This window comes from Amycolatopsis sp. NPDC052450 (assembly GCF_044547565.1).
In the GTDB taxonomy this organism is placed as follows: Bacteria; Actinomycetota; Actinomycetes; order Mycobacteriales; family Pseudonocardiaceae; genus Amycolatopsis.
The window spans coordinates 265338-290304 of the sequence record NZ_JBIUAQ010000008.1; the positions used below are offsets into that span (position 1 = coordinate 265338).

The following is a 24967-nucleotide window of genomic DNA, read 5'->3' on the forward strand; positions in this document are numbered from 1 at the left end:
TCACCCGCTCTCGGTGGCTATCCAGGCATCGGCGGTACCTGGCTGGCGTACCGGCATCGTCCACACTGGAGTGGTGGACAGAGGACAACTGGCGGACTTCCTGCGCAGCAGGCGTGAGCGGATCGCCCCCGCCGACGTCGGCCTTCCCGCCGGGCCGCGCCGCCGCACGCCTGGCCTGCGCCGCGAAGAGGTGGCGCAGCTGGCGTTCATCTCGACCGAGTACTACACGCGGCTGGAGCAGGCCCGCGGTCCCCGGCCGTCTCGTGAGGTGCTGGCCGGGCTGACGAGGGCGCTACGGCTGTCGGACGCGGAACGCGATCACCTGCACCACCTGGCAGGCGCGCCGCCGGGGCCGCCGCCCGGCCCGTCCCGGGAGGTCCGGCCGAGCATTCTCGCGCTGTTGCACCGTCTTCCGCAGGCGGCGGCGATCGTGCTCTCGGCGACCTACGACGTGCTCGCCTGGAACGACCTCGCCGCGGCCCTGATGGAGGACTTCTCCGCCCTGCCACGGCGTGACCGCAACCTTCTGCGCCGCGCGTTCCTCGGGTCCCGACGGGAGGGAAGACGGCTTTACGGGGCATCCGACGCCGACGAGTTCTCGGCGAGCGCGGTCCGGAACCTCCGCGCCGCCGCCGGCCGCTACCCCGACGACCCCGAGGTCACCGGGCTGATCCGGGAACTCCTCGACGGCAGCGAGGAATTCGCCCGGTTGTGGGCCGCGCACGACGTCTGCGCCGCGCCGACCCTCTGCAAGACCTTCCGGCATCCGGTGGTGGGCCCGGTCAGCGTGAACTGCGACGTCCTCGACATCAGCGACCGCGACCAGCAGCTCCTGATCTACACCGCCGACCCCGGCACGCCGTCGGAGAACGCGTTGCGGCTGCTATCGGTCGTCGGGACGCAGCGGATGGACGCCCCGCTCTGAGCGCTTTGTAGGTTCCCTCGATACCAGTGGATCGATCCTCAGTGCGATCGCCAGCGCGAACCTGCCCGCCGGATCGTCGATCGTGCCGCCGAACAGCGTCCGCAACTGCCGGATGCGATACCGGACGGTCTGGACGTGGACGTGTAGTTCGACACCGATCGCCTGAGGCTGATCCGGCCGCGCGAGCCACGCCGCGAGGGTCGCGGTGAGCCGTTGCCTCGCCGGTTCGGGCAGCCCGGCCAGCGGGGCGAGGACCTCCTTCGAGAACTCGGCGGCGAGTTCGGGATCGGCGGTCAGCAGCAGGTCGATGCGGTGATCGGTGGTGTGGACGAGGGGGTCGCCGCCGAGGGCGCCGGTGCGGGTCAGCCGCCACAGCGCGCTCGCCCGGCGGGCGCTGAGCGCGGCCGAGTGAAGCGGCACGACCGGACCCACCCCGGCCTGGTCCTCGCCGAGCAGATCCCGCAACCGGCCGAGGTACCACTCGACCCGGTCGGCGGGCATCACCACGGCGGTCAGGTCGTGGTGACGGCCGATCAGCACCCGTCCCGGCATCCGGTCCAGCAGCTGCGGGGCGACATCGGCGCTGGTGACGGCGATGACGAGACGGCTGGGCAGTATCCACGCGGCCTGGCTCGCGGCGTCGTCGAGCACGTCCCTGGCGGCGGCCGGTTCGGTCAGGAGGAGGCCGAGGAGCCGGTCCCGCCGCGCCTGCCCGGCCCGCGCGGCCTGTGACCGCGCTTCGGCGTACCCGTCGGCGGCCGCGGCCGAGAGTTCCGCGATGAAGGCGAAAAGCGCCTCGCCGAGTTCGACGATCGCCTGGGTCGGCAGGTCCACGGCCGGTGCCGCCGAGGTGAGCTGCCGCCAGACCCCCAGCGCCGCCGACTGGTAGAAGCCGAGCATCTCCTCGAGGCTGCGGCCGGCGGTGTGCTGGGCTCGGCCCTGCGCCCGGTAGACCTGGCGATCGGTGGTGATATCGGGATGGCCGATCTCGCTGAAGAAGGCGTGCAGGGCGACGTCGAGGGTGACTTGGAGGTTCGCCGCCGTCCGGTCGTCCAGCGGGGTTCGCAACCCGGCGCGGACCTGATCCATCGCGGCGGACGCGATCGCGGCGGTGTCCGGCTCCAGCCGGGTCAGCACCGAGGCGTCCAGCCTGCGCCATGGCTGTGCCGACGCCTTCGTCATAGAGGGAACCTACAAAACTCCGATCAAGAACGCGCGCCTCCGTTCTAGTGGTTTTCCCTTGTTCAGCGGACGCTGACCCGCAGCATTCGACGACGCATGCAGGAGGCGGCAGTGACACGTACGCGCTGGGGAAGACTCGCCCGGATCGCCGCGGTGGCGGGCACCGCACTGACCCTCGTCGGAATCGGGACACCGGCACTCGCCGCGGCGGAACGCCAGGTGTACGTGGCGATGGGCGACTCGTTCTCGGCAGGCTCCGTGGTCCTGCCACAGTCCGATCTGCTCACCTGCGCCCGGTCCGCGATCAACTACGCCGGTCTGCTGGCGAAGCAGATCGACGTCGACGAACTCCGTGACGTCACCTGCGGCGCCGCGACCACCTCCCATTTCACCAACCCGCAGAAGGGCATCATCTCCGGCACCAACCCGCCGCAGTACGACGCGCTCTCGGCCGACACGACACTGGTGACCGTCGGGATCGGCGGCAACGACATCGGGCTGGTCGGGCTCGCGACGTCGTGCGTGAACCTGCTTCCCGTCGGCGCCTCGTGCAAGGCCGCCAACACCACGGGCGGGGTGGACAAGTACGCGACCAAGATCGACGCCTTCGCCGCGACCTACGGAACGGTCATCGAGCAGATCCGCCAGCGCGCGCCGCGGGCCGAGATCGTCATGGTCGGCTACCCGACCGGCATCAAATCCGGCGGCTGCTGGCCGCTGGTCCCGGTCCTGCCGCAGGACGCCGACTACATCCAGGCCAACATCGACCGGCTCAACGCGCGGATGGCCGAGCAGTCCGCCGCGCACGGCGCCAAGTACGTCGACATCCGGACGCCGAGCATCGGTCACGACGCGTGCCAGCCGATCGGCGTGAAATGGATCGAAGGGCTCATCCCTTCGGTGGTGAACAACAGCTTCGCGCCGCTGCACCCGAACGCCGCCGGACTCGCGGCCGTGGTGCCCAGCATCCGCAAGGTGCTGTAGCGAAACACCTCGTGAGTGGCGATGTCACGTGACTGGACGGACGACACACGTGATCCGGCGGACGACACGCGTGACTGGACGGACGACACGACCGCGGCCGGGCTCCGCCACGAGCCGTCCGTCCAGTCACGCGCGTCGTCCATCCAACACGCGAAACCGCAGGCACCTCCGGTGCTTTCGGTGGGCCGGCGTCGAGTTCCGACGTCGTGAAGGGTCCCTTTGAGACCTTCTACGTCTCAAAGGGGCCCTTCACGACATGCGATACCGGCTCACCCGCCGTGCGATCAGGCGGTCGGTGCCCAGTACAGGAGCCGGTTCGGGGAACCGGAGCCAGGGTTGGTCACCTTGCCGGGGGTCGCCGCGTTGATCAGCGCGGTCGCCACCTGCGCGGGGGTGGCGGACTTGTTGTTCTGCAGGAACCGGGCCGCGACGCCGACCACGTGCGGGGTCGCCATCGAAGTGCCGCTGATCGTGTTGGCCGCGGTGTCGCTGGTGTTCCACGACGACGTGATGTTCGTACCCGGCGCGAAGATGTCCACCAGGCTGCCGTAGTTGGAGGAACCGGCGCGCGCGTCGGTGTTGGTGGCCGAGCCGACGGTGATGGCCTGGGTCACGCGGGCGGGGGAGAAGCCCGAGGCGTTCGAGTTGGAATTCCCGGCGGCCACGCCGTAGGTGACGCCCGCGGCGATCGACCGGCGGACGGCGTCGTCGAGGGTGGTGGAGGCGCCGCCACCGAGGCTCATGTTGGCCGCGGCGGGTTTGACGTGGTTCTTGGTGACCCAGTCGATGCCCGCGATGACACCGGCGGTGGTGCCGCTGCCGGAGTTGTCGAGCACGCGAACGCCGTAGACCGTGGCGGCCTTGGCGATGCCGTACTGCGAACCGGCGATGGTGCCGGCGACGTGGGTGCCGTGACCGTTGCCGTCCTGCGCGACGGCGTCGTTGTCGACGAAGTCGTAGCCGTTGCGGGCACGGCCGCCGAAGGTCTGGTGGCTGATCCGCACGCCGGTGTCGATGACGTAGACGTGCACGCCCGCGCCGGTGCTGGTGTAGCTGTATTTCTTGTCGAGCGGGAGGTTGCGCTGGTCGACGCGGTCGAGGCCCCAGGACGGCGGGTTGGTCTGGGTCGCGTCGGCGTGGAAGACCTGGTTCTGCTCGACGGATGCCACCGAGGGGTCGGCGGCGAGCCGCTTGGCCTGCCGCTCCGACAGCGTCGCGGAGAAACCGTTGAGGGAGCTGCTGTAGACCTGCTCCACCTTGGCGCCGAAGCGGTTCGCCAGCGTGCCCACGACGCCGGTGTCCTTGAGGGTGACGATGTAGCTGTTCGGGATCGCTTCGGCGGATCCGGCGGCGAGGATCTGTCCTTCGGCGGCTTGCGCGGGCGCGGCGGTCACGCTGATCGCCACTGCGACCGCGCTCGCCATTCCGGCACGGGACAGCCAACGCGCTTGTCTCGTCTCTCGCATGTTCGTCCTGTCGTTCGCAGGGGACCGGCCGGTCAAGACCACAGCGGCGGAAACGGTCCAGCTCGACCGCATGGGACGGCACCTGCCGAGGCCCACGAAGATCGAGGTTATTGAGCGTTTGACCTGCCCGATATCGACTGAACGGAGCAGGACCCCACCTTCGTCTGGCGGCCATTGGCGGGGGGTGCCCTGCCCGGAAAGTGCATCTCGGTCCCGCCGTACCCTGGACGGAACACCCTGCCGAGCATCTGGAGCCCGAACCACCGTGCCAGCCCTTTCCAGCCTGCGAGCCGACTGCGAGAACTGTTTCGGCCTGTGCTGTGTCGTCCCGGCCTTCGCGGCGTCAGCCGACTTCGCGATCACCAAACCGGCGGGACAGGCGTGCCCGAACCTGCGCGAGGATTCTCGGTGCGGCATCCACGACAAGCTCCGCAAGAAGGGCTTCACCGGCTGCACGGTCTACGACTGCTTCGGCGCGGGACAGAAGGTCTCCCAAGTCACCTTCGACGGCGAGGACTGGCGGAAAGCGCCGAAGACGGCGAGGACGATGTTCGCGGTTTTCCCGGTCGTGCGAGATCTGCAGGAACTGCTCTACTACCTCACCGAGGCGGCCTCACTGTCGACGTCCGCGCCGATCCGTGACGACCTGGCCGGGATGATCGACCGGACGGAGCGGATGACGCTGGAGACACCCGGGGTGCTGCGGACGCTGGACGTCCACACACATCGGGGCGCGGTGAACGGACTGCTGGTGCGCGCGAGCGAACTGGCCCGTGCCGAGGTGCCGGGCAAGAAGAAGGACCGGCGCGGTGCCGACCTCATCGGTGCGAAGCTCAAGGGTGCGAACCTGCGCGGAGCGCTGCTGCGCGGGGCGTACCTGATCGGCGCGGACCTGCGGGGAGCCGATCTCCGGCAGGCCGACGTCACCGGGGCGGACCTTCGCGACGCCGACATCCGCGGTGCGGACTTCCGCGACGCCCTCTTCCTCATCCAGTCTCAACTGGACGCGGCGAAGGGCGACGCGACGACGAAGCTGCCGGAGTCGCTCTCCCACCCCGCGCACTGGTAACCCCGCGTTTCGTCCTCTGAATGCGGTAGTTCGCGATGCCAACTACCGCATCCAGAGGACGAAACGCGAAGGGGGAGCAAAGTGCGCATCGGGTGAGCGGTTTGCCTGCGAGACTGGGCCCATGCGTGCCGATCGCCTGGTGGCCACCCTCCTGCTGATGCAGGCCCGTGGCCGCGTCACGGCTTCCGAACTGGCGGACGAGCTCGAAATCTCGGTCGCCACCGCCCGGCGTGACCTCGAAGCGCTGTCCGCGGCGGGCGTGCCGGTGTATCCACAACCCGGCCGGGGCGGCGGCTGGTCGCTGATCGGCGGCGCGCGGACCGACCTCAGCGGACTGTCCGCGTCGGAGGCACAGGCGTTGTTCCTGCTCGCGGGTCCGGCCGCGTCGATCTCGCCCGAGGTCAAATCCGCGCTGCGGAAGCTGGTCCGGGCCCTGCCCGACACCTTCCGCGCCGACGCGCAGGCCGCCGCGGACGCGGTCGTCATCGACCCGTCCCGGTGGGGCGAACGCGAGAAGGAACGACCCGAACTGCTCACCGTGCTGCAGGCCGGGATCGTCCGGCGCCGCAAAGTCCGGTTCGGCTACGCGAAAAAGGGCGCGGAACCGGTCGAGCGGGTCGTCGATCCGTGGGGGCTCGTGGACAAGGACGACAGCTGGTACCTCATCGCCGGCACCGAGAAGGGCCAGCGCACCTTCCGCGTCGACCGCATCTCCGACGCCGAGGTCAGCGACCTGCCCGCCGGGCGCCCGGACGACTTCGAGCTTTCCCGGGCATGGGAGCAGATCGTCGACCGGGTCGAGCAACGGCGTTCGGGGCTGGACGCGACCGTGCTCATCGCCGAGCGGCATCTGCCGATCCTCCAGGACCACTTCGGACGGCAGGCACGCGTCGAGGAGACGCTCGACGACGGACGTGTGCGGGTGACGGTGTCGGCGCCGGTGGCGTGGATGATCGCCCAGCAGCTCGCGGGCTGGGGCTCGATGATCGAGGTGGTGGGCCCGCCGTCGGTCCAGGAGGAACTCGCGCGGATCGGCGCGGAACTGGTCGAGCGCTACGCGGCCCCGGTGCGGTAACCCTGCGGACTGACCCCGTGTTCGCGTTTGAACGCGGTGCTGAGCGCGAACGAACTGCCGTAGCCGACCTGCCGGGCGACCGCGCCGATCGTGACGTCGGGGTGCTGCCGCAGGAGATCCGCGGCGAGCGCGATCCGCCAGCCCGCGAGGTAGGCCATCGGCGGTTCACCAACGGCGGCGGTGAACCGGCGCGCGAACGCGGCCCGCGACACTCCGGTGTCGGCGGCGAGGCTCGCCACGGTCCACGGTTCGGAAGGCTTGTGCTGCAACAGTTTCAGCGCGCGCCCGACGACGGGGTCGCTGTGCGCGCGATACCAGGCGGGCGCTTCGGCGCCGGGCCGGTCGAACCAGGTCCGCAGCGCGGCGACCAGGAGCAGATCGAGCACCCGGTCCAGGACGGCTTCCTGACCGGGCGTGTCCTTGACGATCTCCCCGGCGAGCAGCGGCACGAGCGGGTTCTCCCATTCCTCGTCCCGCACGACCAGCAAGGACGGCAGCGCGTTGAGGAGCCGTTTGCTGATCTCGCCTTCCAGCGGATAGGTGCCGGTGAGCAGCACGACGGGGCCGTCCGGGTCGCTGCCCCAGGTGCGGACGCCGAGATCGGACAGCCCGGTGAGGTGCCGTCCGTCCGGGGTCAGGCATTCCTGTCCCGGCAGGATCATCGCCTGCGGCGGCGTCGCCGGGTCGTCCGCGACGAGATACGGGTCCGGGCCGCGGGCGATGGCGATGTCGCCGGTGCCGAGGCGGACGGCGTCGCCGTGATCGGGAACGACCCAGGAATCGCCGCGAACCTGCGCCATCACCGTCAACGGTGCCTCGTCCTCGACGCGCAGCGACCACGGCGGGGTCATGACCGACTTCAGCAGGAAAGCGCCGCGGGCACGAGGTCCGTCGAGCAGACCGGCGAGGGGATCCATGCCGAGAAGTGTAGACGATGAAACATGCAAAAGAGCCTTTGAACTATGTTCCGTCTCATCTTCAGCCGCTTGACTAAGGGCATGACAGAGACGAAGAACAACGAGACGGTCCTGGTCCTCGGCGCTACCGGCAAGACCGGGAGCCGCGTGGCGCAGCAGCTGACCGAGCGGGGGATCGAGGTCCGGAAGGCCTCACGGCCGACCTTCGACTGGGACGACCGATCGACCTGGACCGCCGCGGTCACCGGAATCGGCGCCGCCTACCTCACCTACTACCCGGACCTCGCCTTCCCCGGTGCCGCCGAGGCGATCCGCGACTTCTCGAAGCTGGCTGTGGACCACGGCGTCCGGCGGCTGGTCCTGCTGTCCGGCCGCGGCGAGGAGGAAGCCGTGGTCAGCGAACAGGGTGTGCGGGACTCCGGTGCCGAGTGGACGGTCGTGCGGTCCAGCTGGTTCGCACAGAACTTCAGCGAGCACTTCCTGCTGGAACCGGTACTCGCCGGCGAGATCGTGCTCCCCGCGGGCCACGTGACCGAACCGTTCATCGACGTCGAGGACATCGTCGACGTCGTCGTGGCGGCGCTGACCACCGACGGGCACAGCGGCCAGGTGTACGAGCTGACCGGGCCCCGGTTGCTCGGTTTCGCGGACGCGGCGGCGGAAATCGGCAAGGCTTCGGGGCGAGAGGTCCAGTACATTCCGGTTTCCGCGGCGGAGTTCGCCGCGGGAGCGGCCGAGCAGGGCGTGCCGGAGGAGGAGATCGAGGGCCTGACCGACCTGTTCACCCGAGTCCTCGACGGCCGCAACGAGTCACTCACCGGTGACGTCGAGAAGGTGCTGGGCAGGCCCGCGAGGGACTTCTCCGACTACGCCGCGAAAGCCGCGGCCACCGGGATCTGGAATCGATGAGACGAGCGGGAATCGGAAGGGAGGCGACAGGAATGGCGACGCTGAGCGAGATCGTCCTGATCGCGGCCGTCATCACGGCGGGGTTGATCGCGGGCTTGTTCTACGCCTACACGTGCTCGGTCATGCCGGGGCTGGCGCGGGCCGACGCCCGGACGTACGTGACCGGGATGCGGGAGATCAACGTCGCGATCCTCAACGGCTGGTTCGCGTTGAGTTTCGGCGGTGCGCCGCTGCTCGCCGCGGTGGCGGCGGCGCTGCACTTCCGGTCGGAACTGCGGCCCGCGCTGCCCTGGATCATCGCGGGATTCGTCCTGCTGCTGGTGATGCTGATCGTGACCATGGCAGTCAACGTGCCGCTGAACAACGCGCTCGAAGCCGGTTTCGACGGCGACAACACCGACTTCGAGGCGTTGCGGGCGAAGTTCGAGGGGGTCTGGGAACGCTGGAACCTGGTCCGGACCTTGGCCGCGATCGGTGGCTTCGGTGCTCTGGTCGGCGGGCTGATCGTGCACGTCCGCGCCTGAGACACGTCAGGAAAGGGTCGTTCAGGACGAAAAACGTCTTGAACGACCCTTTCCTGACATCCGGTCAGGCGTCGAGTACCTCCCGGAGCATCAGCCGGAGCCTGTCGTCGTGGACACCGCTCTCGTCCCGTTCCGGCTCCGAAGACGCGTTCAGTCCGGCGCCTTCCCGCAGTTTCTCCGCGCCGACCGCCTCTCGCCGGATCCGGTCGGTGGCCCGGTTACGCGCCGCCGTGGTCAACCACGCGCCGGGTTTCGCGGGAACACCGTCGCGAGGCCAGGTGCGCAACGCGAGCACGAACGCCTCCTGGAGGCATTCCTCACGCCCGGGTGATCGCGGCGTCGAGGCCGGAGGTCACCGGATCAGCCCTTCGAGCAGCGGAACGACCTTCTCCGGTGGCGGGTACGCGGTGACCTCGTCCCGCAACCGCGTGGCCGTGTCCCGATAGGACGGTTCCCTCAGCACCGTGGTCACGGCGTCGCGGATGTCCTCCGGCGTCGCGGCGATGACGTCGAGGACGGTGCCCAGCCCGAGTTCGGTGACACGGTCGGCGTTGTGGGGCTGGTCGGCGCCCATCGGCAGCACCACCATCGGGAGCCCGTGGGCGATCGCGCCCAGCAGGCTGCCCGAGCCCCCGTGGGTGAGCGCCGCGTCGCAGTACGGGAGGACGTCGTCCTGCGGCAGGTACTTCGCGAGGTGGATGTGCTCCGGCTGGCGGCCGAACTCGGCGGGGTCGATGAGGTTCCCGACGGTCACCACACACGTCGCCTCGACCTCCCGCAGCCCGGCCAGCGCCCGGGCGAACAGATCGCCGGATTCGGTGTTGAAGATCGTGCCGAGGGTGAAGTAGAGCGCCGGGCGGCCCTCGACGTGCCAGTCCGGCGCCGGACCACGACCGGGAACGGGACTGTGGAAGGGCTGTGCGGTCGGTGGGAGCGGGAACCGGGGATCTCGGAAGCTCGCGGGGAACGGTGAGAGCACGAGATGGCGGTAGGCCATTTCGAGGTCCCGCTGCGGGGAAAGCCCGTGGGCGGCCCGGACCTCGTTGAGCGCGTCGTCGACAAGGCCGGGGCGGATGAGGACACCCGCCGCCATGACCAGGACGGTCGCGTGCGGGAGACCGAGCTTCTCGGCGGCGATCATCGCACCGTGATCGGCTTCGTCGCAGACGAGCAGATCGGGTGCCCAGTCCGCGCAGAGCGCCAGGACGTCGGCTGCCCGCAGGGGTGCGGCGCGGCGGACGAAACCGTCGCGCAGGTCGGCGTCCTCACGGTCCCTGTCGACGGGGAGCAACGAGCGGCGGGAGCCGTCGCTGCCGAAGTTCGGGCCCGACGGGAACGCGGGGAAACCGGCCGCCTCGACGATCGGGACCATCAAAGGCTCGCCGGTGAACGCGATCGTGTGACCCGCGTCGGCGAGCGCGCGGGCGATCGGCAGAAGCGGCCGGAAGTGACCGTTGCCGCCGACAAAGGTGAACAAGACACGCATGCGGTCGACCCTAATCGGCGGGACCAACGGTTTTCCCGGCGTTGCCTCGCTTCCCGCCCGGCGGGGCAGCGCTACCCTGCTGCGGTGATCGATACGGACGCCGACGAGGTCCGGCTGTGCGCGCTGGAAGGCTGTGAGAACCCTCTGCCCCCGCCCGCGGTGGACGCCGAAGGGAAACGCAAGGGCGGCAGGCCCTCCGCCTACTGCGGTAAGACGCACGCCGACGCCGCGTCGCGCGCCCGGCGGGCGGCCGCGGTGGCGAGCGTGGCCGACCCGCTGCTCGAGGTCCGCCGGATCGCCGACGAGTTCACCCCTGCCGCGGCGTCGCTCGTGGAACTGCTGGACGCGATGCGCTCGCGGTTCGACAACGCCGCCGAGGCGGCGCTCGGGCGGGTCACCGAAGCCGAAACCGACGCGGCCACGGCCCGCCGCGAGGCCGAAGACGCGCACCAGGCGGCGGCGAAGGCGGACACGGCGCGTGCGACCGCGCTGGCCGCGTCCCGGGACGACAAGATGGCCAAGGCCAAAGCGGAACGCGCCGCCGAACAGGCACTGAAGGACGCGGAGGAGACCCGCCAGCGTTCGTGGACCGAGGTCGCCGCCCACGAACGCGCCCGGGGCGCCGCGGAAGCCGCGACCGTGGCGGCCGAACGCGCCCGCGACGCGCTGGTCTCCGATCTCCGGACGCTGCGCGAGGACTTCGCGGCCGTGCGAGCGGAGAAAACCCGGCTGACAGCCGAGCTCGGCGAGCGGGACACGGCGTTGGCGCGGGCGGTGGCCGAACTCGAACCCTTGCTGGACCGGCTCGACGAGGCGAAGGCCAGGGCGACGGTGTCCGAAAAGGACTGTGCTGCCGCACGCGAGGAATCCGCCGCTCTGCGTGGCGATCTGGACCGCGTCCGCGCCGAGCTCGCCCAGGAGCACACGGCCCGCAGCCTCGCCGAAGCCCGAGCGACCGCGCTGGCCGAGGAACTCGAACGGGCACAGGCCCGTGCCGCCGCGGACCAGACGCGATACGACGACGTCGTCCGTCAGCTGGCCGAACTCGCCCGGCCCCCGGTCGCCGAAGAAGCGGCCACCCCTTCCCGCGAATCGCCTGTGGAGGCGTCCGAGCTCAAGTAGAGTCCCGCTGACCTATCCAGGGTTGGGGGCCACGGGCTGTGAGCGGATACGAGGTCGAGATCGGTCAGCTGCGGACTGCGGCCAAGGCGGCGGAATCCGCCGCGGACCAGGCCAGGGCCGTGGAACCGGGCAGCGGCCTGGACGCGATCGCGACGGCATTGCCAGGTGGCGAGGCCGCGAAGAACGCGCCCACGCTGGCGTCGACGTTCACCGAGCGCGCGAAGGGCTGGGCCGGCGAGATCGACCGCTGGAGCGAATCGATCACGACGGCCGCGAACACGTACTCCGAGAACGAGAAGTCCGCGGAGGAGGCTTTCGGAGGATGACGGTCGGCTACGACGACGTCCGCAAATGGGACGCAGATGCGCTCGAGGCGACGGCCACCAACCTGAGTGGGCGGCGGGACAAACTCATCGGGCTGCAGGACGAACTCGACGACGCCAGGAAACTGCCCGATTGGCACGGCCCCGCCGGCGAGCGCGCACGCGGTTCGCTGGGCGATACGCGGAACAAGGCCGAGATCCTGATCGCGGGACTGTCCGCCGTCGAAAATGCCCTGCAGAACGCGTCTGACGAGGTGACCGCGCTCAAGACCAGGGTCGCCAACAACGACTCCCTCGCCGGCACCTACCAGTTCCGCATCGCCGCCGACGGCGCGATCGTGGACGACAAACCCGCCGACCCTCCGCCGAAGTCCCGCTTCGAGGCCGAAGAGTACGCCGAGGCCCGGCGGCACCGCGAAACCATCAGGAAGCAGCTGGAGCAGGAAACCAAGGCGATCCTCACGGCGGCGAACAACATCGACGCCGCCCTGGCCAGGGTGATGCGACTCGCACAGGACGGCGAGATCAGCGACCACGGAGCGACCACCCTCGCCGGCGCCAAAAAGGGTGGGGAGATCGACGCCAAAGTGGTCGAGATGGAGCAGTCCCTTCGCGAAGCAGGGCTGCTGAGCGGGCCACCCGCGTCCGGCCACTACCGGCAGTGGCTCGAGAACGCCGTACGCCGGGGCGTCTCGATCGACACCATCAAGAAGATCGCCGACGAACACGACATCACGCCCGAGGACTTCAAGGTCCTCGACGGCATGGAAGAGATCCGCGAGGACGAGGACGGCGACGGGACCTTCAAGTCGTACTTCCTGATGCCGACCGACATCTCCGGGGACGACGCCGCCAAGGCGGTGCGGATGACCTACATCATGAACGCGGGCACCGACTACGGCACCGAAGGCGAGAAGACCGACTTCGCGCCGACCCCGTACGGATCCGAGGAACTGCGACGGATCACCGACCGGCAACGGGAGAACTCCTGGAGCTACGACGACGACGTGGGCTTTGTGCACGGCAACGGCGGACGGCTGGCGACCACCCCGAACGGCATGATGATGGGCCTCGGCGGGAACCTCATCCAGGACCAGTTCAGCCAGCAAGGCGGAACCGCCTGGGGCGACACGTTCATGCTGAACATCGACGACCCGAAGGATCCGGCGCAGCAACTCCGAGAGGTCGCGAAGTCGGGCCACGCCTGGTACGAGGGCGACAACGGCGCGTCCCAGGGTTCGCTCGACCTGGACCGGCTGCTGCACCACGAGGAGCGCCACTCCCAGCAATGGGCGCGCGAAGGCTACACCGGCTTCCTCGCCTCCTACGCGTGGGAGCAGGTCACCGGCGGCAACGAAACCGAGGAAGACGCGGGACTCACCGATGGCGGATATCACTAGGGGTTCGCGCGTCGCCTGCGCCGCCTTGCTCGTACTGGCGGCGACCGCGGCGTGCGACACCAAGGCACAGTTCGCGCCGTCGCTGCCGCCGGAGGCCGGATTCCGCGTGGAAGACGGCGTCGTGCTGAAACTGTGGACGGGCACCCCGTGCGAGGGCGTCACCAGGTTGCGGCTGACGTTCGACTCCGGCACTCGAGAGAGCACCGAGCAGGTGTGGACCGCGCCACAGCCGGGGGTGCGCGTCGAACGCCTGGACCTGCTGAAAACGTCCGGAGAATCCTCCCCGGACACCGGCGGCCTCCAGGTCCGGACACCGCTGCCCGCGGGTTACGACTGGACCAGGGCAGGCTCGATCACCGTCACCGTCGACGGCCCGAAAGCTTATGGTGCCAAGGCCGACGTCGCCCAGGTGCTGCGCGAGTCGGCCCAGCATCCGTCCGGGAGCTACCTGTTCGGCCGGAGCGGCTGGATGGACGCGTCCGACGTCGAACGCGAGAACGGAAAGTCGTTCCTGACCGTCTGCACTCCCGACCCGAAGTGACGCCGCGACCACCGGAGCCGAGCATGGGCACGCAGGAAAGTACTTCGCGGACGGTGCTCCGGCGCTTGGTGCTCGGCGCGTTCGCCTGCGTCGCCGCGGTGATCGTGCTGCTCGTCGGCCGCGCGGTGCTCAGCGCGACCGGCTTGTCCTCCGACCCGCACGGCTACGGGATGTTCGCGGGGATCCTGTTCACCGCGGTCCTGACCCCGGTCGCGCTGGGGCTGTGGCTGCTGTACCGCTCACTGCGACGACGCGGCAAGTGACCTTCACGCGCTGCCGCCTCGGCTCGGGCTGAGCTGCGATCCCGACCCACCCGCCCTAGGTACTGAGAACACACCGCCTCAGGACGGCAATTCGGTCCCCGAGGTGCCGGAGCCGCCGTTCACCAGCTGTTCGACCCCGTCCAGGATCCGCGCCAGCCCGAACCGGAAGGTGTGCAGTGGCGCGCTCGCCGCACCGTGTGTCTCTCCGGCCGCCTGCCCGACCCGTGCGGCGAGCGGGAACAGTCCGGCGTCGGCTTCGGGGATCTCCGCCAGTACGGGTGCGCTGGCCGTCCACCACTCCATGTCGGTCAGCCCGGACCGCCGCACGAGACTCGCCGATTCGACCGAGCCGCGCGCGATGCCCTGGACGAATCCGTTGACCATCGCCACCACGGCGTCCATCTCCAGGTCGGTGAGCCCGATCGCGTCGACGGCCTTCAGTTCGCGTTCGTGTTTGGCGAAGGTGTGCGGGCCGAGGGGGAGGCGCCCGGTGGTGAGCTGGAGCATCCACGGATGCCGGTGGTACAGTTTCCAGGCGTCCTCGGCGAGGATCGTCATCGTGACCCGCCAGTCGTGGCTCTCCGGCGGATCGGTCAGTTCGCCGTGGACCCGGTCGATCATCAGGTCGAGCAGTTCGGCGCGGCCGGGGATGTAGGTGTAGATCGTCATGGGGGAGACGCCGAGCTTCTCCGCGCCCCGGCGGACCGACAGCGCGGTGATGCCCTCGGTGTCGGCCAGTTCGATCGCGGTGGTGACGATCTCGTCGACGGTGAGCTTCGGCTTGGGGCCGCGACGGGGTTTCTCACGCACACCCCAGAGCAGTTCGATGGTCCGCCGTGGATCGCCCGTGCCGGTGTGGTCCGCGTCTGTCATCACGTTCTCTCTACGGTGTACAGAGTTGTGTTATCCTGAACTGTACACCGTACAGAGATTGGGGTTGAGTGGCGTCTCACGACGGTTTCGGCAGTGTTGTTTTCGAACCGAAGAATCCCCCTCGGACCAGCGGATTCGTTTTCTGGAACGCCGACGGGGGCACGCCGGGAGCCGGGGAGGTGACAGTCGCCCTCCCCGAGATCGTCACGGTGCCGTGCGTCCGGCTCCCGATGGCCGAGGCGCTTCCCGCGCTGCTGCGGCTTCGTGAGAGCGACGATCCCTCCGCGCGGTTTTGGGGCACAGCGGCCACGGCGGCGTTGAAGCTCGCCGAGGCGGGCAGGCTGCTTCCCGGGCTCACGGAGTCCGATGTGGACGCCTGGCGCGCGGGTCCGCTGGAACCCGCCGACGCCGCTTGGCTGCGCGAGCTGTCCGAAGCGATGCCGGCCCGGGCACGAGCGATCCCGGGCGAGGGAAACCTGCTCCCCGGGCGGTATCCGTTGCTGCGCGCGTTCCTCGACGCCGTGGCCGACACCCTTCCCCGCACGCCCGCGGCCGCGCAGGCGGCGGGCGTCAAGGCGTTCGCCGCCGCACCCGCCCACCGTCTTCCGCAGTTGCGGGACTGGGCGGCCGAGGTCGCGGCCGGGCTGGACTCCGGGGTCCGGGTTTCGGTGCGGGTCGAGGCACCGGGCGACGACTTCACGACCGGCCGCTTCAGCGGGGTCGTCCAGGTGCACAGCCTCGCCGACCCCGGTGTCCTGATCGACGCCGCCGCGCTCTGGTCGGGTGACGACCGGTTCGGTCCGCGAGCGCGGATCGACGTCATGCTGGCCCTGCGCCGCGCCGCGCAACTGTGGCCACCGCTGGAACCCCTGCTGGGCGCCGCGGTGCCCGATGAGGTGGTGCTCGGCGACACCGACATCACCGAACTGCTCACCACCGCCGCGCCACTGCTGGCCACGGCGGGTATCGAGGTGCACTGGCCCGCCGGTCTCGTCCGTGATCTGAGTGCGAAGGCCGTCGTCGGCGGCGGTGCCGCGCCGCCGGACGACCTCCCGTCCTTCTTCGCCGGGGGCACGCTGCTGCAGTTCGACTGGCAGCTCGCGCTCGGTGGCGCGCCGCTCACCGCGGCCGAGATGGACGCGCTGGCCGAGGCACACCGCCCCGTGGTGCGGCTGCGTGATCAGTGGGTGCTGGTCGATCCGGCGCTGGCGGCGAAGGCACGTGACCGTGCCCTGAAACCGCTGACACCGATCGACGCGCTCGGTGCCGCCTTGAGCGGGACGGCCGAGGTCGACGGTGAACGCGTCGACGTCCTCACCGACGGCTGGCTCGCCGCGTTGCGGGAGCGGCTGCTCGCGCCGCCCGAACCGCAGGCACCGCCGCGAGGCCTGGCCGCGACCCTGCGCGACTACCAGATGCGCGGCCTGCAATGGCTCACCGCCATGACGTCGATCGGGCTCGGCGGCTGTCTCGCCGACGACATGGGTCTCGGCAAGACGATCACGCTGATCTCGCTCCACCTGCATCGCGCGGACGGCCCGACCCTCGTCGTCTGCCCGGCCTCGCTGCTGGGGAACTGGGAACGCGAGATCACCCGCTTCGCCCCCGGCGTCCCGGTACGCCGGTTCCACGGCACCGAACGCTCGCTCGAAGAACTCGGGAACGGCTTCGTGCTCACGACCTACGGCACCCTGCGCGTCGACCCGGAACCCCTTGGCGGTGTCCAGTGGGGATTGCTGGTCGCCGACGAGGCCCAGCACGTCAAGAATCACCGCTCCGGCACGGCGAAGGCGTTGCGGACGCTGACGTCGTCGGCGCGGGTGGCGCTGACGGGCACACCGGTGGAGAACAACCTCTCCGAACTGTGGGCGATCCTGGACTGGACGACGCCGGGGCTGCTCGGCACCATGGCCGATTTCCGCCGTGTGTGGGCTAAACCGGTCGAGTCCGGAAAGGACCCCGACGCCGCGGAACGGCTGTCCCGGCTGGTCCGCCCGTTCCTGTTGCGACGCCGCAAATCCGATCCGGGGATCGCGCCGGAACTGCCTGCCAAGACCGAGACCGACCGGCCGGTGACGCTCACGGCCGAGCAGGCGGCCCTGTACGAGGCCACGGTGCGCGAACTGATGGCCGACATCGCCGGCAGCGAGGGCATCGCGCGCCGCGGCCGGATCGTCAAGCTGCTCACCGGGCTCAAGCAGATCTGCAACCACCCCGCGCAGTACCTCAAGGAGCCGTCGGACGCGGTGCTGGACGGCCGGTCGGGCAAGCTCGAACTGCTCGACGAACTGCTGGGCACGATCCTCGCCGAAGACGGCGCGGTGCTGGTGTTCACGCAGTACGTGGCCATGGCGCGGCTGCTGGAACGTCATCTCGCGCAGCGCGGGATCGGCACGCAGCTGCTGCACGGCGGCACACCGGTGCCCAAACGCGAGGACCTCGTGCGCCGGTTCCAGGCCGGTGAGGTGCCGGTGTTCCTGCTGTCGCTCAAGGCGGCGGGGACCGGGCTCAACCTCACCCGCGCCGATCACGTCGTGCATTACGACCGCTGGTGGAATCCCGCGGTGGAGGATCAGGCGACCGACCGCGCGTACCGGATCGGGCAGACCAGGCCGGTGCAGGTGCACCGGCTCATCGCCGAGGGCACGGTCGAGGACCGGATCGCGGCGATGCTGAGGGAGAAACGCGCGCTCGCCGACGCGGTGCTCGCCGGCGGCGAGGCCGCCCTGACCGAACTGACCGACGCGGAACTGGCCGATCTGGTCGAGCTGAGGAGTCGCCGATGAGTACGCCCGACGATCGCGTCCGCGGCTTCCCCGCCTTCGGGCGACAGGGCGGCCACGGCCAGTTCGCCCGCTCGTGGTGGGGCCGCGCGTGGATCGACGCGATGGAGGACACCGCGCTGGACCTGCGGCAGCTCAAACAGGGCCGCAAGTACGCCGCGGGGGGCCGGGTCGGCCCGATCACGGTCAGCCCCGGCCGGATCGCCGCCGTGGTCGACGACCAGGAAGGCCAGTACCGCACCGAGGTCCGCCTCGCGGAACTGACCGAGGACGAATGGGACCGGTTCCTCGACCGGGTCGCCTCCCGTGCCGGGCATCTCGCCGCGCTGCTGGACCGGGACATGCCGCATGACCTCGTCGAGGCCGCCGACGACGCCGGGGTGCATCTCCTGCCCGGCATCGGCGATCTGGACCCGGACTGCGACTGCCCCGGCTGGGAGCTGCCGTGCCGCCATGCCGCGGCGCTGTCGTTCCAGGCATCGTGGCTGCTCGACGCGGATCCCTTCGTGCTGCTGCTGATGCGGGGCAAGGGGGAGCGGGAACTGCTCGACGAGCTCCAGCGGCGCAACGCGCCCCGGTTCGTGCGTACCGGGGACGACGGCGTCCCGGCCGAGTCGGCCTACGCCGATGAGCCGGGACCCTTGCCGGACCTCGCCGCGTTCGTTCCCGCCGGTGGCCCGACCGTGCCCGGGGCGCCCGATATCCCGTCGGAGACCTTCGCTCTGCTGGTCGCCAACGCGGGCCAGGCGGCCGGTGCGCTGCTGACGTCACAGCCGAAGCTCACCCGCAAACAGGACGCCGTCCGCCTCGCCGCCACTCGTCCGGAGGTCGCCGGCAGGCTGCGCCCGGCCGAGAACGGTGAGGACTTCGACCGCGCGGTGCTCGCCTGGCGGCACGGTGGCCGGGCCGGGCTCGAGGTGCTGGAGACCGCGTGGACACCACCGTCGCAGGCGATGGGCCGCGCGCGGGCCGCGTTCACCGAGGTGGTGGACGATCCCGGCCAGGGCCTGGACGTCGAACGTAACCACTGCACCGTCCACGGAACCGGGGTGCAGGTGCGGCTGGGCAAGGACGGGCTCTGGTACCCGTACCGGGATCAGTGGCCCGCAGGTCCGCCCGAAGCCGATCCGGGCGCGTTGTTCGCCGCACTGCTCGGCTGATCCCACTGCCGTCCTCGTCGCAGCTCGGCTAAGTGCGGCGAGGACAGGTGGAGGATCCGGTACCGGACTTCGTCCGACTCCGGAGCCTCGCCGGCCCACAGGCTGTAGCGGACCACCTGCCAGGTTCGCGGATCGACGGCCAGCGCGCCCGAATGCGCGCCGTCCTGCCGTAGATGTTCGCGCAGCCCGTCGAGAGCCTCGCCGAGGAACGCGGCCGGGTCGGTCTCCGCGGGGATGGTCACGACGTGCTTTCCCGCCGCGACCGGAGAAGCGCCGAACGCGGGCCCCTCCTCGAAGCCGAGCACGGTCCAGTGCTGCACGGCGGGACGCCCGAACGATTCGACGATGCCACTGAACGGCCCGCCGAACAGGAACGCGTTCATCCCGCCCTGGTCGTGCCACAGGTAGAACGGCGAGTACTGGTTGAGCGTCGAGCCGTCGACGCCGCGTTCACGGATCTCGTAGACATTCAGCCCGAGGCCGCCGAAGTCGTCCAGCAGATGCCCGCGTGTGGCGACGCGCTCGCGGATGATGCCCATGTCGTAGTCGGCTGGGAGGGTGATTTCGTACTGCATCGCATGCATGCCGTACATACTAGTAGGTACAGGAGGATTGATGTTCGACGTCGAAGACCGCGCCCGAGTGCGTGACGAACTGATCGCCGCGGCCCGCCGTGACGTGGACATCGTCGGCGCCGCCCTTGTCGGGTCGACTGCACGCGGCGTCGAGGACCGCTGGTCGGACCTCGATCTCGTCCTCCAGCTCGCCGACGACGTGGACGAGCCCGCGGTCGTCACGCGGTGGACTCGATTGCTCGACGACAGGTTCGGGGTCGCCGACACCCTCGACGTGATGTCGCGCGAGGGCGTGCGCTATCGGGTGTTCCTGCTCGACTCGTCGCTGCAGGTGGACCTGTCGTTCTGGCCCCGCGATCAGTTCCGCGCCACCGAGGACGGCTTCCGGCTCGTCTTCGGCCGGGCCAACGAGCCGACGAGCTCACCAGGCCCCAGCAGTGCGCAGGCGATCGGTATGGCCTGGCTCTATGCGATCCACGCCCGCGCGGCGATCGCCCGCGGACGGTCGTGGCAAGCCGTCATGATGCTCGACGAGCTCCGCGACCAGATCATCACCTTGCTGTGCCTGCGGTACGGCTTGAATCCCTGGCATGGCCGTGAAGTCGACCGCTTGCCCGTCCACGCGCTGGAGGCGTTGAGTGCCGGCCGGGCGACCTCGGTCGGTTTGACGGAACTCGAACGGTCTCGGCAGGTCCTGGTTCAGCACTATCTGACCGCCGTCGAGCATCACGATGCCGAGCGTGCGGTCGCCCTTCGTCGCGCGCTCGAAGAGCCCGTCACCTCTTGCTGAGCCGGATGATCCCCTCGCCACCCTGCACCGCGACGACGGCGATCACCTGCCGGTTGATCTGATGGACCATCCCCGCGGGTCCGGACACCGCCCCGCCCATCCCGCCGGACGCGGGAGCGAGACCCACCTTCCCGGCCTGGACCGCGACCGAAAGCGGACCGGCGCCGCCGTCGTTGGGGATCTGGTCACCGGTCCGCACCAGAACCTCGCACTCCCCGTCGGAGCAGGCCTTCAGATCCCGCCCGTCCGCCGCGACGAACGGCGTGCCGGACGGGGCCGCCGCCTCCATCCTCGGCCCGCTCCCGGCGGGAGGATCCGAACTCGCCGCGGCGAAGATCGGCGTCGGCTCGGCAGTCGCGCAACCGGAGGCGAGCAGCATCGCGGGGACCAGGAACAGGCATCTTCGGCGATCGACCATGACCGACGAACGTAGCCGACGTGCGGGCGTCTGGATGCACCCGAATTCCGCAATCCTGCGGCTGTTCGCAGTGCTCGCCGCCGGTCCGACCGGGGGAACCGACCGGACCGGCGCAGCACGTGGTCATGCGGGCACCGAGAGTCCGGAACCTCGGCGAATAGTGAGGGCTCCGGCTGCGGTGGATTCCAGGCCGGTCCGTGAAGGCCTCCTTGAGGGACCCAGAGTCCCTCAAGGAGGCCTTCACAGACCTCTCTGCTCTCGGTCGCTCAGACCTCGGCGCGGGCGATGATCGCCTTGGCGTCCACACCGGACGGAAGCGTCCCGAACGCGACACCCCAGTCGCCGCCCAGCCGCGACGCGCAGAACGCGTCGGCCACCGCCGGCGTCCCGTGCCGCACCAGCAGCGACCCCTGAAGGATCAACGCCATCGACTCGACCAGCCGCCGCGCCCGGTACTCGATGTCCGACAGATCCGACAGTTCCTTGCGCAGCCTGCCCACCGCGTCGTCCAGCCGCGCGTCGGCGCCGGACGCCTGCTCGACCTCCGCGAAGTACGCCGCCACCGATTCCGGTTGCTTCGCCATCGCCCGCAACGTGTCCAGCGCCGCGACGTTGCCCGAACCCTCCCAGATGGACATGAGCGGAGCCTCGCGGTAGAGCCGCGGCATCCCCGATTCCTCGACGTACCCGTTCCCGCCCAGGCATTCCAACGCCTCCACCGCATGGGACGGACCGCGTTTGCACACCCAGTACTTCGTCACCGCCAGCCCCAGCCGGCGGAACGCCTGCTCGTGCTCGTCGTCGGGCCGGTCGGTGGCCGACGCCAGCCGCATCCCGACCGTCGTCGCCGCCTCGGACTCCACGACCAGGTCCGCCAGCACGTTGCCCATCAGCGGTTGATCGACCAGATTGGCCCCGAACGCGCGACGATGCCGAGCGTGGTGGACGGCCCGCACGGCGCCGTACCGCATCCCCGACGCGCTCCCGACCGCGCAGTCGAGCCGGGTGTTGTTCACCATCTCGATGATGGTGCGCACCCCGCGGCCCTCCTCGCCGACGAGCCAGCCGATCGCGTCGTCGTACTCGATCTCCGACGACGCGTTGGACCGGTTGCCCAGCTTGTCCTTCAGTCGCTGCAACCGGATCCCGTTGCGCGTGCCGTCCGGGAGAACGCGGGGGAGCAGGAAGCAGGAGAGGCCACCCGGCGCCTGGGCCAGCGTCAGGAACATGTCCGACATCGGCGCCGAGGTGAACCACTTGTGCCCGACGATCACATAGCTGCCATCACCGAGCGGCCGCGCCGTGGTGGTGTTCGCCCGGACGTCGGAGCCGCCCTGCTTCTCCGTCATCGACATCCCGGCGATGAGCCCGCGCTTCGAGCTCGGCTCACGCAGCCCGAAGTCGTACTCCGTCGCCGCCAGCAACGGTTCGTACCGCTCGGAGAGCTCGGGATTGAACCGCAACGCCGGAACCGCCGCGTACGTCATCGAAATCGGGCACGTGTGCCCCGCGTCGACCTGGCCCCAGACGTACATCTTCGCCGCCCGGGCCGCGTGCGCGCCCGGCCGGGAATCCCGCCACGGCGCCGCGTGCAGCCCATGCGACACCGCGACGTCCATCAGATCGTGCCAGTGCGGGTGGAACTCGACCTCGTCGATCCGGTTCCCGACCCGGTCGTGCGTGCGCAGCACCGGCTCGTTCTCGTTGACCAGCCTGCCCCACTCCTGCACGTGCTCACTTCCGGCGAGCCTGCCGAGGGCGTGCACCTCGGCCACCGCCCAGCCCGCGTCCGCCCGCTCCAGCCCCTCCAGCAAGGCCGGATCGGCGGCGACGTCGTAGTCAGCCAGCGGCGGCACCTGATTGGTGACCTCATGAGTGCTCGGCATCGCAACCTCCCAAGGAACGCAGGACGAAAGTGCGCAGCCCGGACACCTCGTCCGCACTGCCGGTGGTCAACGGGCCTATCAGCACCTCGGCGGCCGCCCCGACGAGCGCCGCCGCGGTGACCTCCGCGTCCTGAGCGGGCAGCACCCCGGAGCGGACGCCATCGGCCACGTGCTCGGCCACGATGTCGCGGAAAGCGCGCCGGAACACCAGCCGCTCGGCCTCGATCGGCGCGTCGACGGGCTCGGCCAGCAGCGCGTACGCCATCCGCGGGGTCTTCAACGCCCGGCTCGCGAAGGTGTCGAAGACCGCCACGACCCGCTCGGCGGGCGTGCCGGGCCGCTCCGACACCGCGCGCACCGCCTCGACCTCACGCGTGACGACCTTGCGGAACAACTCCACGACGAGCGCGGCCTTGGTGGGGAAGTGGCGGTACACGCTTCCGACCGCCACCCCCGCCCGTTCCGCGACCGCCGACACAGAGCAGCCCGCGTACCCACGCTCGGCCAGCTGCTCCGTGGCGGCGGCGAGGACGGCGTCGCGCTGGGCGTCCAGTCGCTCCTGGACCTTCGGTGTACGGCGATACGGCACTCAAGAAGTGAAGCACCGATTCACACCTTCAGTCAATGCACCTTGGCCAGCTCGTCGACGGCCTTGGCGATCCCCTTCTTGTCATAAGCGCTGATGGGCATCGTCGCCGCATGTGCATGACGAACCTTGCCGTCCCGGTCGATCAGCACGCTGCCCGACTGCTGCAGCATCTTCTTCGACAGCCCGAAGGCCTCATGCGGTGTGGCGCCCCGGCCGGTGACCACCCGCAGCGACAACCCCCGCTTCGACCGCCACGCCTTGGCCTCCTCCCGACCCTCCGGGACGGCGATCAAGACACGCACATCGGCGGCCGCGAAGTCGGCGGCCCGCCCCACGAGATCCTTCACATGGCTGTTGCAGACCGGGCAAGTGGTCGAGCGCATGAAGTACAGCAGCACGTTCTCCTTGCCGCGGAACTCCGAAAGCCGGACAACCTGCCCGGTAGTGTCCTCCAAGGCGAGGTCAGGGGCCACGGAACCGATTTCGAGCATGAAAACTCCTCAAAAGAAGGTCAGGAAACGGGGTTGTCGAGAACCGAACGGACCGTCGCCCGCGCACGGTGCAGCCGGGACTTCATCGCGGCCGTGCTCAACCCGAGCACGTCGGCGACCGCCCGGCCCGGATGGCCCTGGATGTCACGCATGATCAACACCCGCCGCTGATCGGCGGGCAACCCGGCGATCGCCGCGGCCACCCGCTGCGCCTCCAGCCGATCCAACGCGTCGTCCTCCGCCGAGACCACCGCGACGGAACCCGCCAGATCGTCACCGCGCAACGCCCGGCGGGCCCGGCGGAGACACTCGTTGCGCACGATCCGGAACATCCACGACGCGAGCGCACCGGTGGCCCGCAGCGTGCCGATCTTGCGATACAGGATGATCAGCGCCTCCTGCGCCGAATCCTCCGCATCCTCCGGCGAAGCACACAACGACCGCGCGAAACGCTGCACATGCGGATGGGACCCCGAGACCAAGGCGGCGATGGCGGACGCGTCGCCACCCTGCGCCGCCACGATCAAGGACTCCCTCGGCCACCCGGCCTCCACGACAACCTCCTCCCGCGCCGAGCTTGTCCCGGCCCCTACAAGAGCCGCGACCCTCCCCAAAGGATTCAGCGGCCTCCACGTGACCCCGCTCACCCCAGCAGGCGCACCACGAACCCCACGTCACCCGATGGCATGATCGCCGCTATGACATGGACCGCCCCCGAGGTCACCCGTCCGTCCGGCGACACCGCCGCCGACGAGCGAGTCCTCCTGCCCTCCCTGCTGGCCTGGCACCGCGGCACCTTCCTCCACAAACTCGCCGGGCTCACCGGGGAACAACTCGCCACGGCGTCGGTCCCGCCGTCCAACCTCACCCTCCTCGGCATCATCCGCCACCTCGCCAAGGTCGAACGCATCTGGTTCCGCCTGCGCTACGCCGCACAGGACATCGAACCCCTCTACGACCCCGGCCTCGGCAAGGACCACGACTTCGAAGTCCTCGACGCCACCAAAGCCGAAGAGGCGTACGACATCCTCCTCGACGAGATCCGCCTGGCCGACGAAGCCGCCGCCGGCGGATCCCTCGACGGCACCTTCGATGTCGGCGGGAACCCGTTCTCGCTCCGCATGCTCTACGTCCACATGATCGGCGAGTACGCCCGCCACAACGGCCACGCCGACCTCATCCGCGAACGCGTCGACGGTCACAAGGGAGCCTGACC

At 70.0% G+C, this 24967-nt stretch carries 26 protein-coding genes and 1 pseudogene; 15 read left to right on the forward strand and 12 right to left on the reverse strand.

Going from position 1 to position 24967, the window contains the following annotated elements:
- Nucleotides 1–73 precede the first annotated feature (73 nt).
- Entirely contained in the window at nt 74–925 is an 852-nt protein-coding gene (locus ACIHAO_RS16820; protein ID WP_396558694.1) for a helix-turn-helix transcriptional regulator, read from the forward strand.
- On the opposite strand, the gene ACIHAO_RS16825 is transcribed toward ACIHAO_RS16820, so the two are convergent.
- Entirely contained in the window at nt 884–2107 is a 1224-nt protein-coding gene (locus ACIHAO_RS16825; RefSeq protein WP_396558696.1) for a helix-turn-helix domain-containing protein, read from the reverse strand. The genes ACIHAO_RS16820 and ACIHAO_RS16825 overlap by 42 nt on opposite strands.
- Nucleotides 2108–2218: 111 nt before the next feature.
- On the opposite strand from ACIHAO_RS16825, the gene ACIHAO_RS16830 reads away from it, so the two are divergent.
- Nucleotides 2219–3091 (forward strand): SGNH/GDSL hydrolase family protein, encoded by an 873-nt coding sequence (locus tag ACIHAO_RS16830; RefSeq protein WP_233611765.1) that lies wholly within the window; start codon nt 2219–2221, stop codon nt 3089–3091.
- Nucleotides 3092–3375: 284 nt separating this feature from the next.
- On the opposite strand, the gene ACIHAO_RS16835 is transcribed toward ACIHAO_RS16830, so the two are convergent.
- The gene (locus tag ACIHAO_RS16835) at nt 3376–4557 is read right to left on the reverse strand and encodes a S8 family peptidase (RefSeq protein WP_396558698.1); all 1182 of its coding nucleotides are present in this window, start codon (nt 4555–4557) and stop codon (nt 3376–3378) included.
- Between the two features lie 265 nt (nt 4558–4822).
- On the opposite strand from ACIHAO_RS16835, the gene ACIHAO_RS16840 reads away from it, so the two are divergent.
- Nucleotides 4823–5626 (forward strand): pentapeptide repeat-containing protein, encoded by an 804-nt coding sequence (locus tag ACIHAO_RS16840; protein WP_396558700.1) that lies wholly within the window; start codon nt 4823–4825, stop codon nt 5624–5626.
- A gap of 121 nt (nt 5627–5747) precedes the next feature.
- Entirely contained in the window at nt 5748–6701 is a 954-nt protein-coding gene (locus ACIHAO_RS16845; RefSeq protein WP_396558702.1) for a helix-turn-helix transcriptional regulator, read from the forward strand.
- On the opposite strand, the gene ACIHAO_RS16850 is transcribed toward ACIHAO_RS16845, so the two are convergent.
- Nucleotides 6680–7618, reverse strand: coding sequence for an AraC family transcriptional regulator (locus ACIHAO_RS16850; RefSeq protein WP_396558704.1), 939 nt, complete (start codon nt 7616–7618; stop codon nt 6680–6682). The two genes, ACIHAO_RS16845 and ACIHAO_RS16850, sit on opposite strands and share 22 nt — an antisense overlap.
- 81 nt (nt 7619–7699) lie before the next feature.
- Between ACIHAO_RS16850 and ACIHAO_RS16855 the strand changes: the two genes are divergently transcribed.
- Together ACIHAO_RS16855 and ACIHAO_RS16860 are read left to right on the forward strand one after the other, a co-directional pair.
- Nucleotides 7700–8527 (forward strand): NmrA family transcriptional regulator, encoded by an 828-nt coding sequence (locus ACIHAO_RS16855; protein WP_396558706.1) that lies wholly within the window; start codon nt 7700–7702, stop codon nt 8525–8527.
- Nucleotides 8528–8559: 32 nt separating this feature from the next.
- On the forward strand, nt 8560–9051 hold the full coding sequence (locus ACIHAO_RS16860; protein ID WP_396558708.1) for a DUF1772 domain-containing protein: 492 nt from the start codon (nt 8560–8562) through the stop codon (nt 9049–9051).
- Nucleotides 9052–9139: 88 nt separating this feature from the next.
- Here the strand turns inward: ACIHAO_RS16860 and ACIHAO_RS16865 are convergent.
- Together ACIHAO_RS16865 and ACIHAO_RS16870 are read right to left on the reverse strand one after the other, a co-directional pair.
- Nucleotides 9140–9370 (reverse strand): annotated as a pseudogene (locus ACIHAO_RS16865) (sigma factor); the annotation flags it as partial.
- A 33-nt stretch (nt 9371–9403) separates the two neighbouring features.
- Nucleotides 9404–10537 carry a glycosyltransferase gene (locus ACIHAO_RS16870; protein WP_396558710.1) on the reverse strand — a complete coding sequence of 378 codons (1134 nt, stop codon included), beginning with the start codon at nt 10535–10537 and terminating at the stop codon, nt 9404–9406.
- An 84-nt stretch (nt 10538–10621) separates the two neighbouring features.
- On the opposite strand from ACIHAO_RS16870, the gene ACIHAO_RS16875 reads away from it, so the two are divergent.
- From ACIHAO_RS16875 to ACIHAO_RS16895, 5 genes are read left to right on the forward strand one after another with little or no spacing between them, the layout of a single operon-like run.
- Nucleotides 10622–11659 (forward strand): hypothetical protein, encoded by a 1038-nt coding sequence (locus ACIHAO_RS16875; protein WP_396558712.1) that lies wholly within the window; start codon nt 10622–10624, stop codon nt 11657–11659.
- 38 nt (nt 11660–11697) lie between these two features.
- Nucleotides 11698–11985 carry a hypothetical protein gene (locus tag ACIHAO_RS16880; protein ID WP_396558714.1) on the forward strand — a complete coding sequence of 96 codons (288 nt, stop codon included), beginning with the start codon at nt 11698–11700 and terminating at the stop codon, nt 11983–11985.
- Complete coding sequence (locus ACIHAO_RS16885; RefSeq protein WP_396558716.1) at nt 11982–13382, forward strand: WXG100 family type VII secretion target; 1401 nt, start codon at nt 11982–11984, stop codon at nt 13380–13382. The genes ACIHAO_RS16880 and ACIHAO_RS16885 overlap by 4 nt, the downstream gene beginning before the upstream one ends.
- Nucleotides 13366–13923 (forward strand): hypothetical protein, encoded by a 558-nt coding sequence (locus ACIHAO_RS16890; RefSeq protein ID WP_396558718.1) that lies wholly within the window; start codon nt 13366–13368, stop codon nt 13921–13923. Before ACIHAO_RS16885 ends, ACIHAO_RS16890 begins: the two co-directional genes overlap by 17 nt.
- A gap of 23 nt (nt 13924–13946) precedes the next feature.
- Nucleotides 13947–14186, forward strand: a complete 240-nt coding sequence (locus ACIHAO_RS16895; protein WP_125801136.1) for a hypothetical protein — start codon at nt 13947–13949, stop codon at nt 14184–14186.
- A 78-nt stretch (nt 14187–14264) separates the two neighbouring features.
- On the opposite strand, the gene ACIHAO_RS16900 is transcribed toward ACIHAO_RS16895, so the two are convergent.
- Nucleotides 14265–15059 carry a TetR/AcrR family transcriptional regulator gene (locus tag ACIHAO_RS16900; protein WP_396558720.1) on the reverse strand — a complete coding sequence of 265 codons (795 nt, stop codon included), beginning with the start codon at nt 15057–15059 and terminating at the stop codon, nt 14265–14267.
- 68 nt (nt 15060–15127) lie between these two features.
- Between ACIHAO_RS16900 and ACIHAO_RS16905 the strand changes: the two genes are divergently transcribed.
- A complete protein-coding gene (locus ACIHAO_RS16905; protein WP_396558722.1) occupies nt 15128–17845 on the forward strand; it encodes a DEAD/DEAH box helicase in 2718 nt (905 codons plus the stop codon).
- A complete protein-coding gene (locus ACIHAO_RS16910; protein ID WP_396558724.1) occupies nt 17842–19002 on the forward strand; it encodes an SWIM zinc finger family protein in 1161 nt (386 codons plus the stop codon). Before ACIHAO_RS16905 ends, ACIHAO_RS16910 begins: the two co-directional genes overlap by 4 nt.
- Here the strand turns inward: ACIHAO_RS16910 and ACIHAO_RS16915 are convergent.
- Nucleotides 18939–19586, reverse strand: a complete 648-nt coding sequence (locus tag ACIHAO_RS16915) for a DUF4865 family protein (RefSeq protein WP_396558726.1) — start codon at nt 19584–19586, stop codon at nt 18939–18941. The two genes, ACIHAO_RS16910 and ACIHAO_RS16915, sit on opposite strands and share 64 nt — an antisense overlap.
- Nucleotides 19587–19617: 31 nt before the next feature.
- Here ACIHAO_RS16915 and ACIHAO_RS16920 point away from each other — a divergent pair, with 31 nt between their 5' ends.
- The gene (locus ACIHAO_RS16920; RefSeq protein WP_396558728.1) at nt 19618–20367 is read left to right on the forward strand and encodes a nucleotidyltransferase domain-containing protein; all 750 of its coding nucleotides are present in this window, start codon (nt 19618–19620) and stop codon (nt 20365–20367) included.
- Here ACIHAO_RS16920 and ACIHAO_RS16925 read toward each other — a convergent pair.
- From ACIHAO_RS16925 to ACIHAO_RS16945, 5 genes are all read right to left on the reverse strand, one after another.
- Nucleotides 20354–20785, reverse strand: coding sequence for a hypothetical protein (locus ACIHAO_RS16925; protein WP_396558730.1), 432 nt, complete (start codon nt 20783–20785; stop codon nt 20354–20356). The two genes, ACIHAO_RS16920 and ACIHAO_RS16925, sit on opposite strands and share 14 nt — an antisense overlap.
- Nucleotides 20786–21051: 266 nt before the next feature.
- Complete coding sequence (locus ACIHAO_RS16930; protein ID WP_396558732.1) at nt 21052–22671, reverse strand: acyl-CoA dehydrogenase family protein; 1620 nt, start codon at nt 22669–22671, stop codon at nt 21052–21054.
- A complete protein-coding gene (locus ACIHAO_RS16935) occupies nt 22655–23260 on the reverse strand; it encodes a TetR/AcrR family transcriptional regulator (RefSeq protein ID WP_396558734.1) in 606 nt (201 codons plus the stop codon). Before ACIHAO_RS16935 ends, ACIHAO_RS16930 begins: the two co-directional genes overlap by 17 nt.
- 32 nt (nt 23261–23292) lie before the next feature.
- Nucleotides 23293–23751, reverse strand: coding sequence for a peroxiredoxin family protein (locus ACIHAO_RS16940; RefSeq protein WP_396558736.1), 459 nt, complete (start codon nt 23749–23751; stop codon nt 23293–23295).
- A 20-nt stretch (nt 23752–23771) separates the two neighbouring features.
- Nucleotides 23772–24305 carry an RNA polymerase sigma factor gene (locus ACIHAO_RS16945; RefSeq protein WP_396558738.1) on the reverse strand — a complete coding sequence of 178 codons (534 nt, stop codon included), beginning with the start codon at nt 24303–24305 and terminating at the stop codon, nt 23772–23774.
- Between the two features lie 144 nt (nt 24306–24449).
- Here ACIHAO_RS16945 and ACIHAO_RS16950 point away from each other — a divergent pair, with 144 nt between their 5' ends.
- Nucleotides 24450–24965, forward strand: a complete 516-nt coding sequence (locus tag ACIHAO_RS16950) for a DinB family protein (RefSeq protein WP_396558740.1) — start codon at nt 24450–24452, stop codon at nt 24963–24965.
- Nucleotides 24966–24967: the final 2 nt, after the last annotated feature.

Excerpts from the sequence above, each read along its gene's own strand:
- ACIHAO_RS16900 (WP_396558720.1), bottom strand. The coding sequence starts at position 15,059 with ATGACAGACGCGGACCACACCGGCACGGGCGATCCACGGCGGACCATC.
- ACIHAO_RS16870 (WP_396558710.1), bottom strand. The coding sequence starts at position 10,537 with ATGCGTGTCTTGTTCACCTTTGTCGGCGGCAACGGTCACTTCCGGCCG.
- ACIHAO_RS16925 (WP_396558730.1), bottom strand. The coding sequence starts at position 20,785 with ATGGTCGATCGCCGAAGATGCCTGTTCCTGGTCCCCGCGATGCTGCTC.
- ACIHAO_RS16825 (WP_396558696.1), bottom strand. The coding sequence starts at position 2,107 with ATGACGAAGGCGTCGGCACAGCCATGGCGCAGGCTGGACGCCTCGGTG.
- ACIHAO_RS16940 (WP_396558736.1), bottom strand. The coding sequence starts at position 23,751 with ATGCTCGAAATCGGTTCCGTGGCCCCTGACCTCGCCTTGGAGGACACT.
- ACIHAO_RS16860 (WP_396558708.1), top strand. The coding sequence starts at position 8,560 with ATGGCGACGCTGAGCGAGATCGTCCTGATCGCGGCCGTCATCACGGCG.
- ACIHAO_RS16835 (WP_396558698.1), bottom strand. The coding sequence starts at position 4,557 with ATGCGAGAGACGAGACAAGCGCGTTGGCTGTCCCGTGCCGGAATGGCG.
- ACIHAO_RS16930 (WP_396558732.1), bottom strand. The coding sequence starts at position 22,671 with ATGCCGAGCACTCATGAGGTCACCAATCAGGTGCCGCCGCTGGCTGAC.
- ACIHAO_RS16890 (WP_396558718.1), top strand. The coding sequence starts at position 13,366 with ATGGCGGATATCACTAGGGGTTCGCGCGTCGCCTGCGCCGCCTTGCTC.
- ACIHAO_RS16920 (WP_396558728.1), top strand. The coding sequence starts at position 19,618 with ATGTTCGACGTCGAAGACCGCGCCCGAGTGCGTGACGAACTGATCGCC.
- ACIHAO_RS16895 (WP_125801136.1), top strand. The coding sequence starts at position 13,947 with ATGGGCACGCAGGAAAGTACTTCGCGGACGGTGCTCCGGCGCTTGGTG.
- ACIHAO_RS16845 (WP_396558702.1), top strand. The coding sequence starts at position 5,748 with ATGCGTGCCGATCGCCTGGTGGCCACCCTCCTGCTGATGCAGGCCCGT.
- ACIHAO_RS16910 (WP_396558724.1), top strand. The coding sequence starts at position 17,842 with ATGAGTACGCCCGACGATCGCGTCCGCGGCTTCCCCGCCTTCGGGCGA.
- ACIHAO_RS16950 (WP_396558740.1), top strand. The coding sequence starts at position 24,450 with ATGACATGGACCGCCCCCGAGGTCACCCGTCCGTCCGGCGACACCGCC.
- ACIHAO_RS16850 (WP_396558704.1), bottom strand. The coding sequence starts at position 7,618 with ATGGATCCCCTCGCCGGTCTGCTCGACGGACCTCGTGCCCGCGGCGCT.
- ACIHAO_RS16885 (WP_396558716.1), top strand. The coding sequence starts at position 11,982 with ATGACGGTCGGCTACGACGACGTCCGCAAATGGGACGCAGATGCGCTC.
- ACIHAO_RS16855 (WP_396558706.1), top strand. The coding sequence starts at position 7,700 with ATGACAGAGACGAAGAACAACGAGACGGTCCTGGTCCTCGGCGCTACC.
- ACIHAO_RS16915 (WP_396558726.1), bottom strand. The coding sequence starts at position 19,586 with ATGCATGCGATGCAGTACGAAATCACCCTCCCAGCCGACTACGACATG.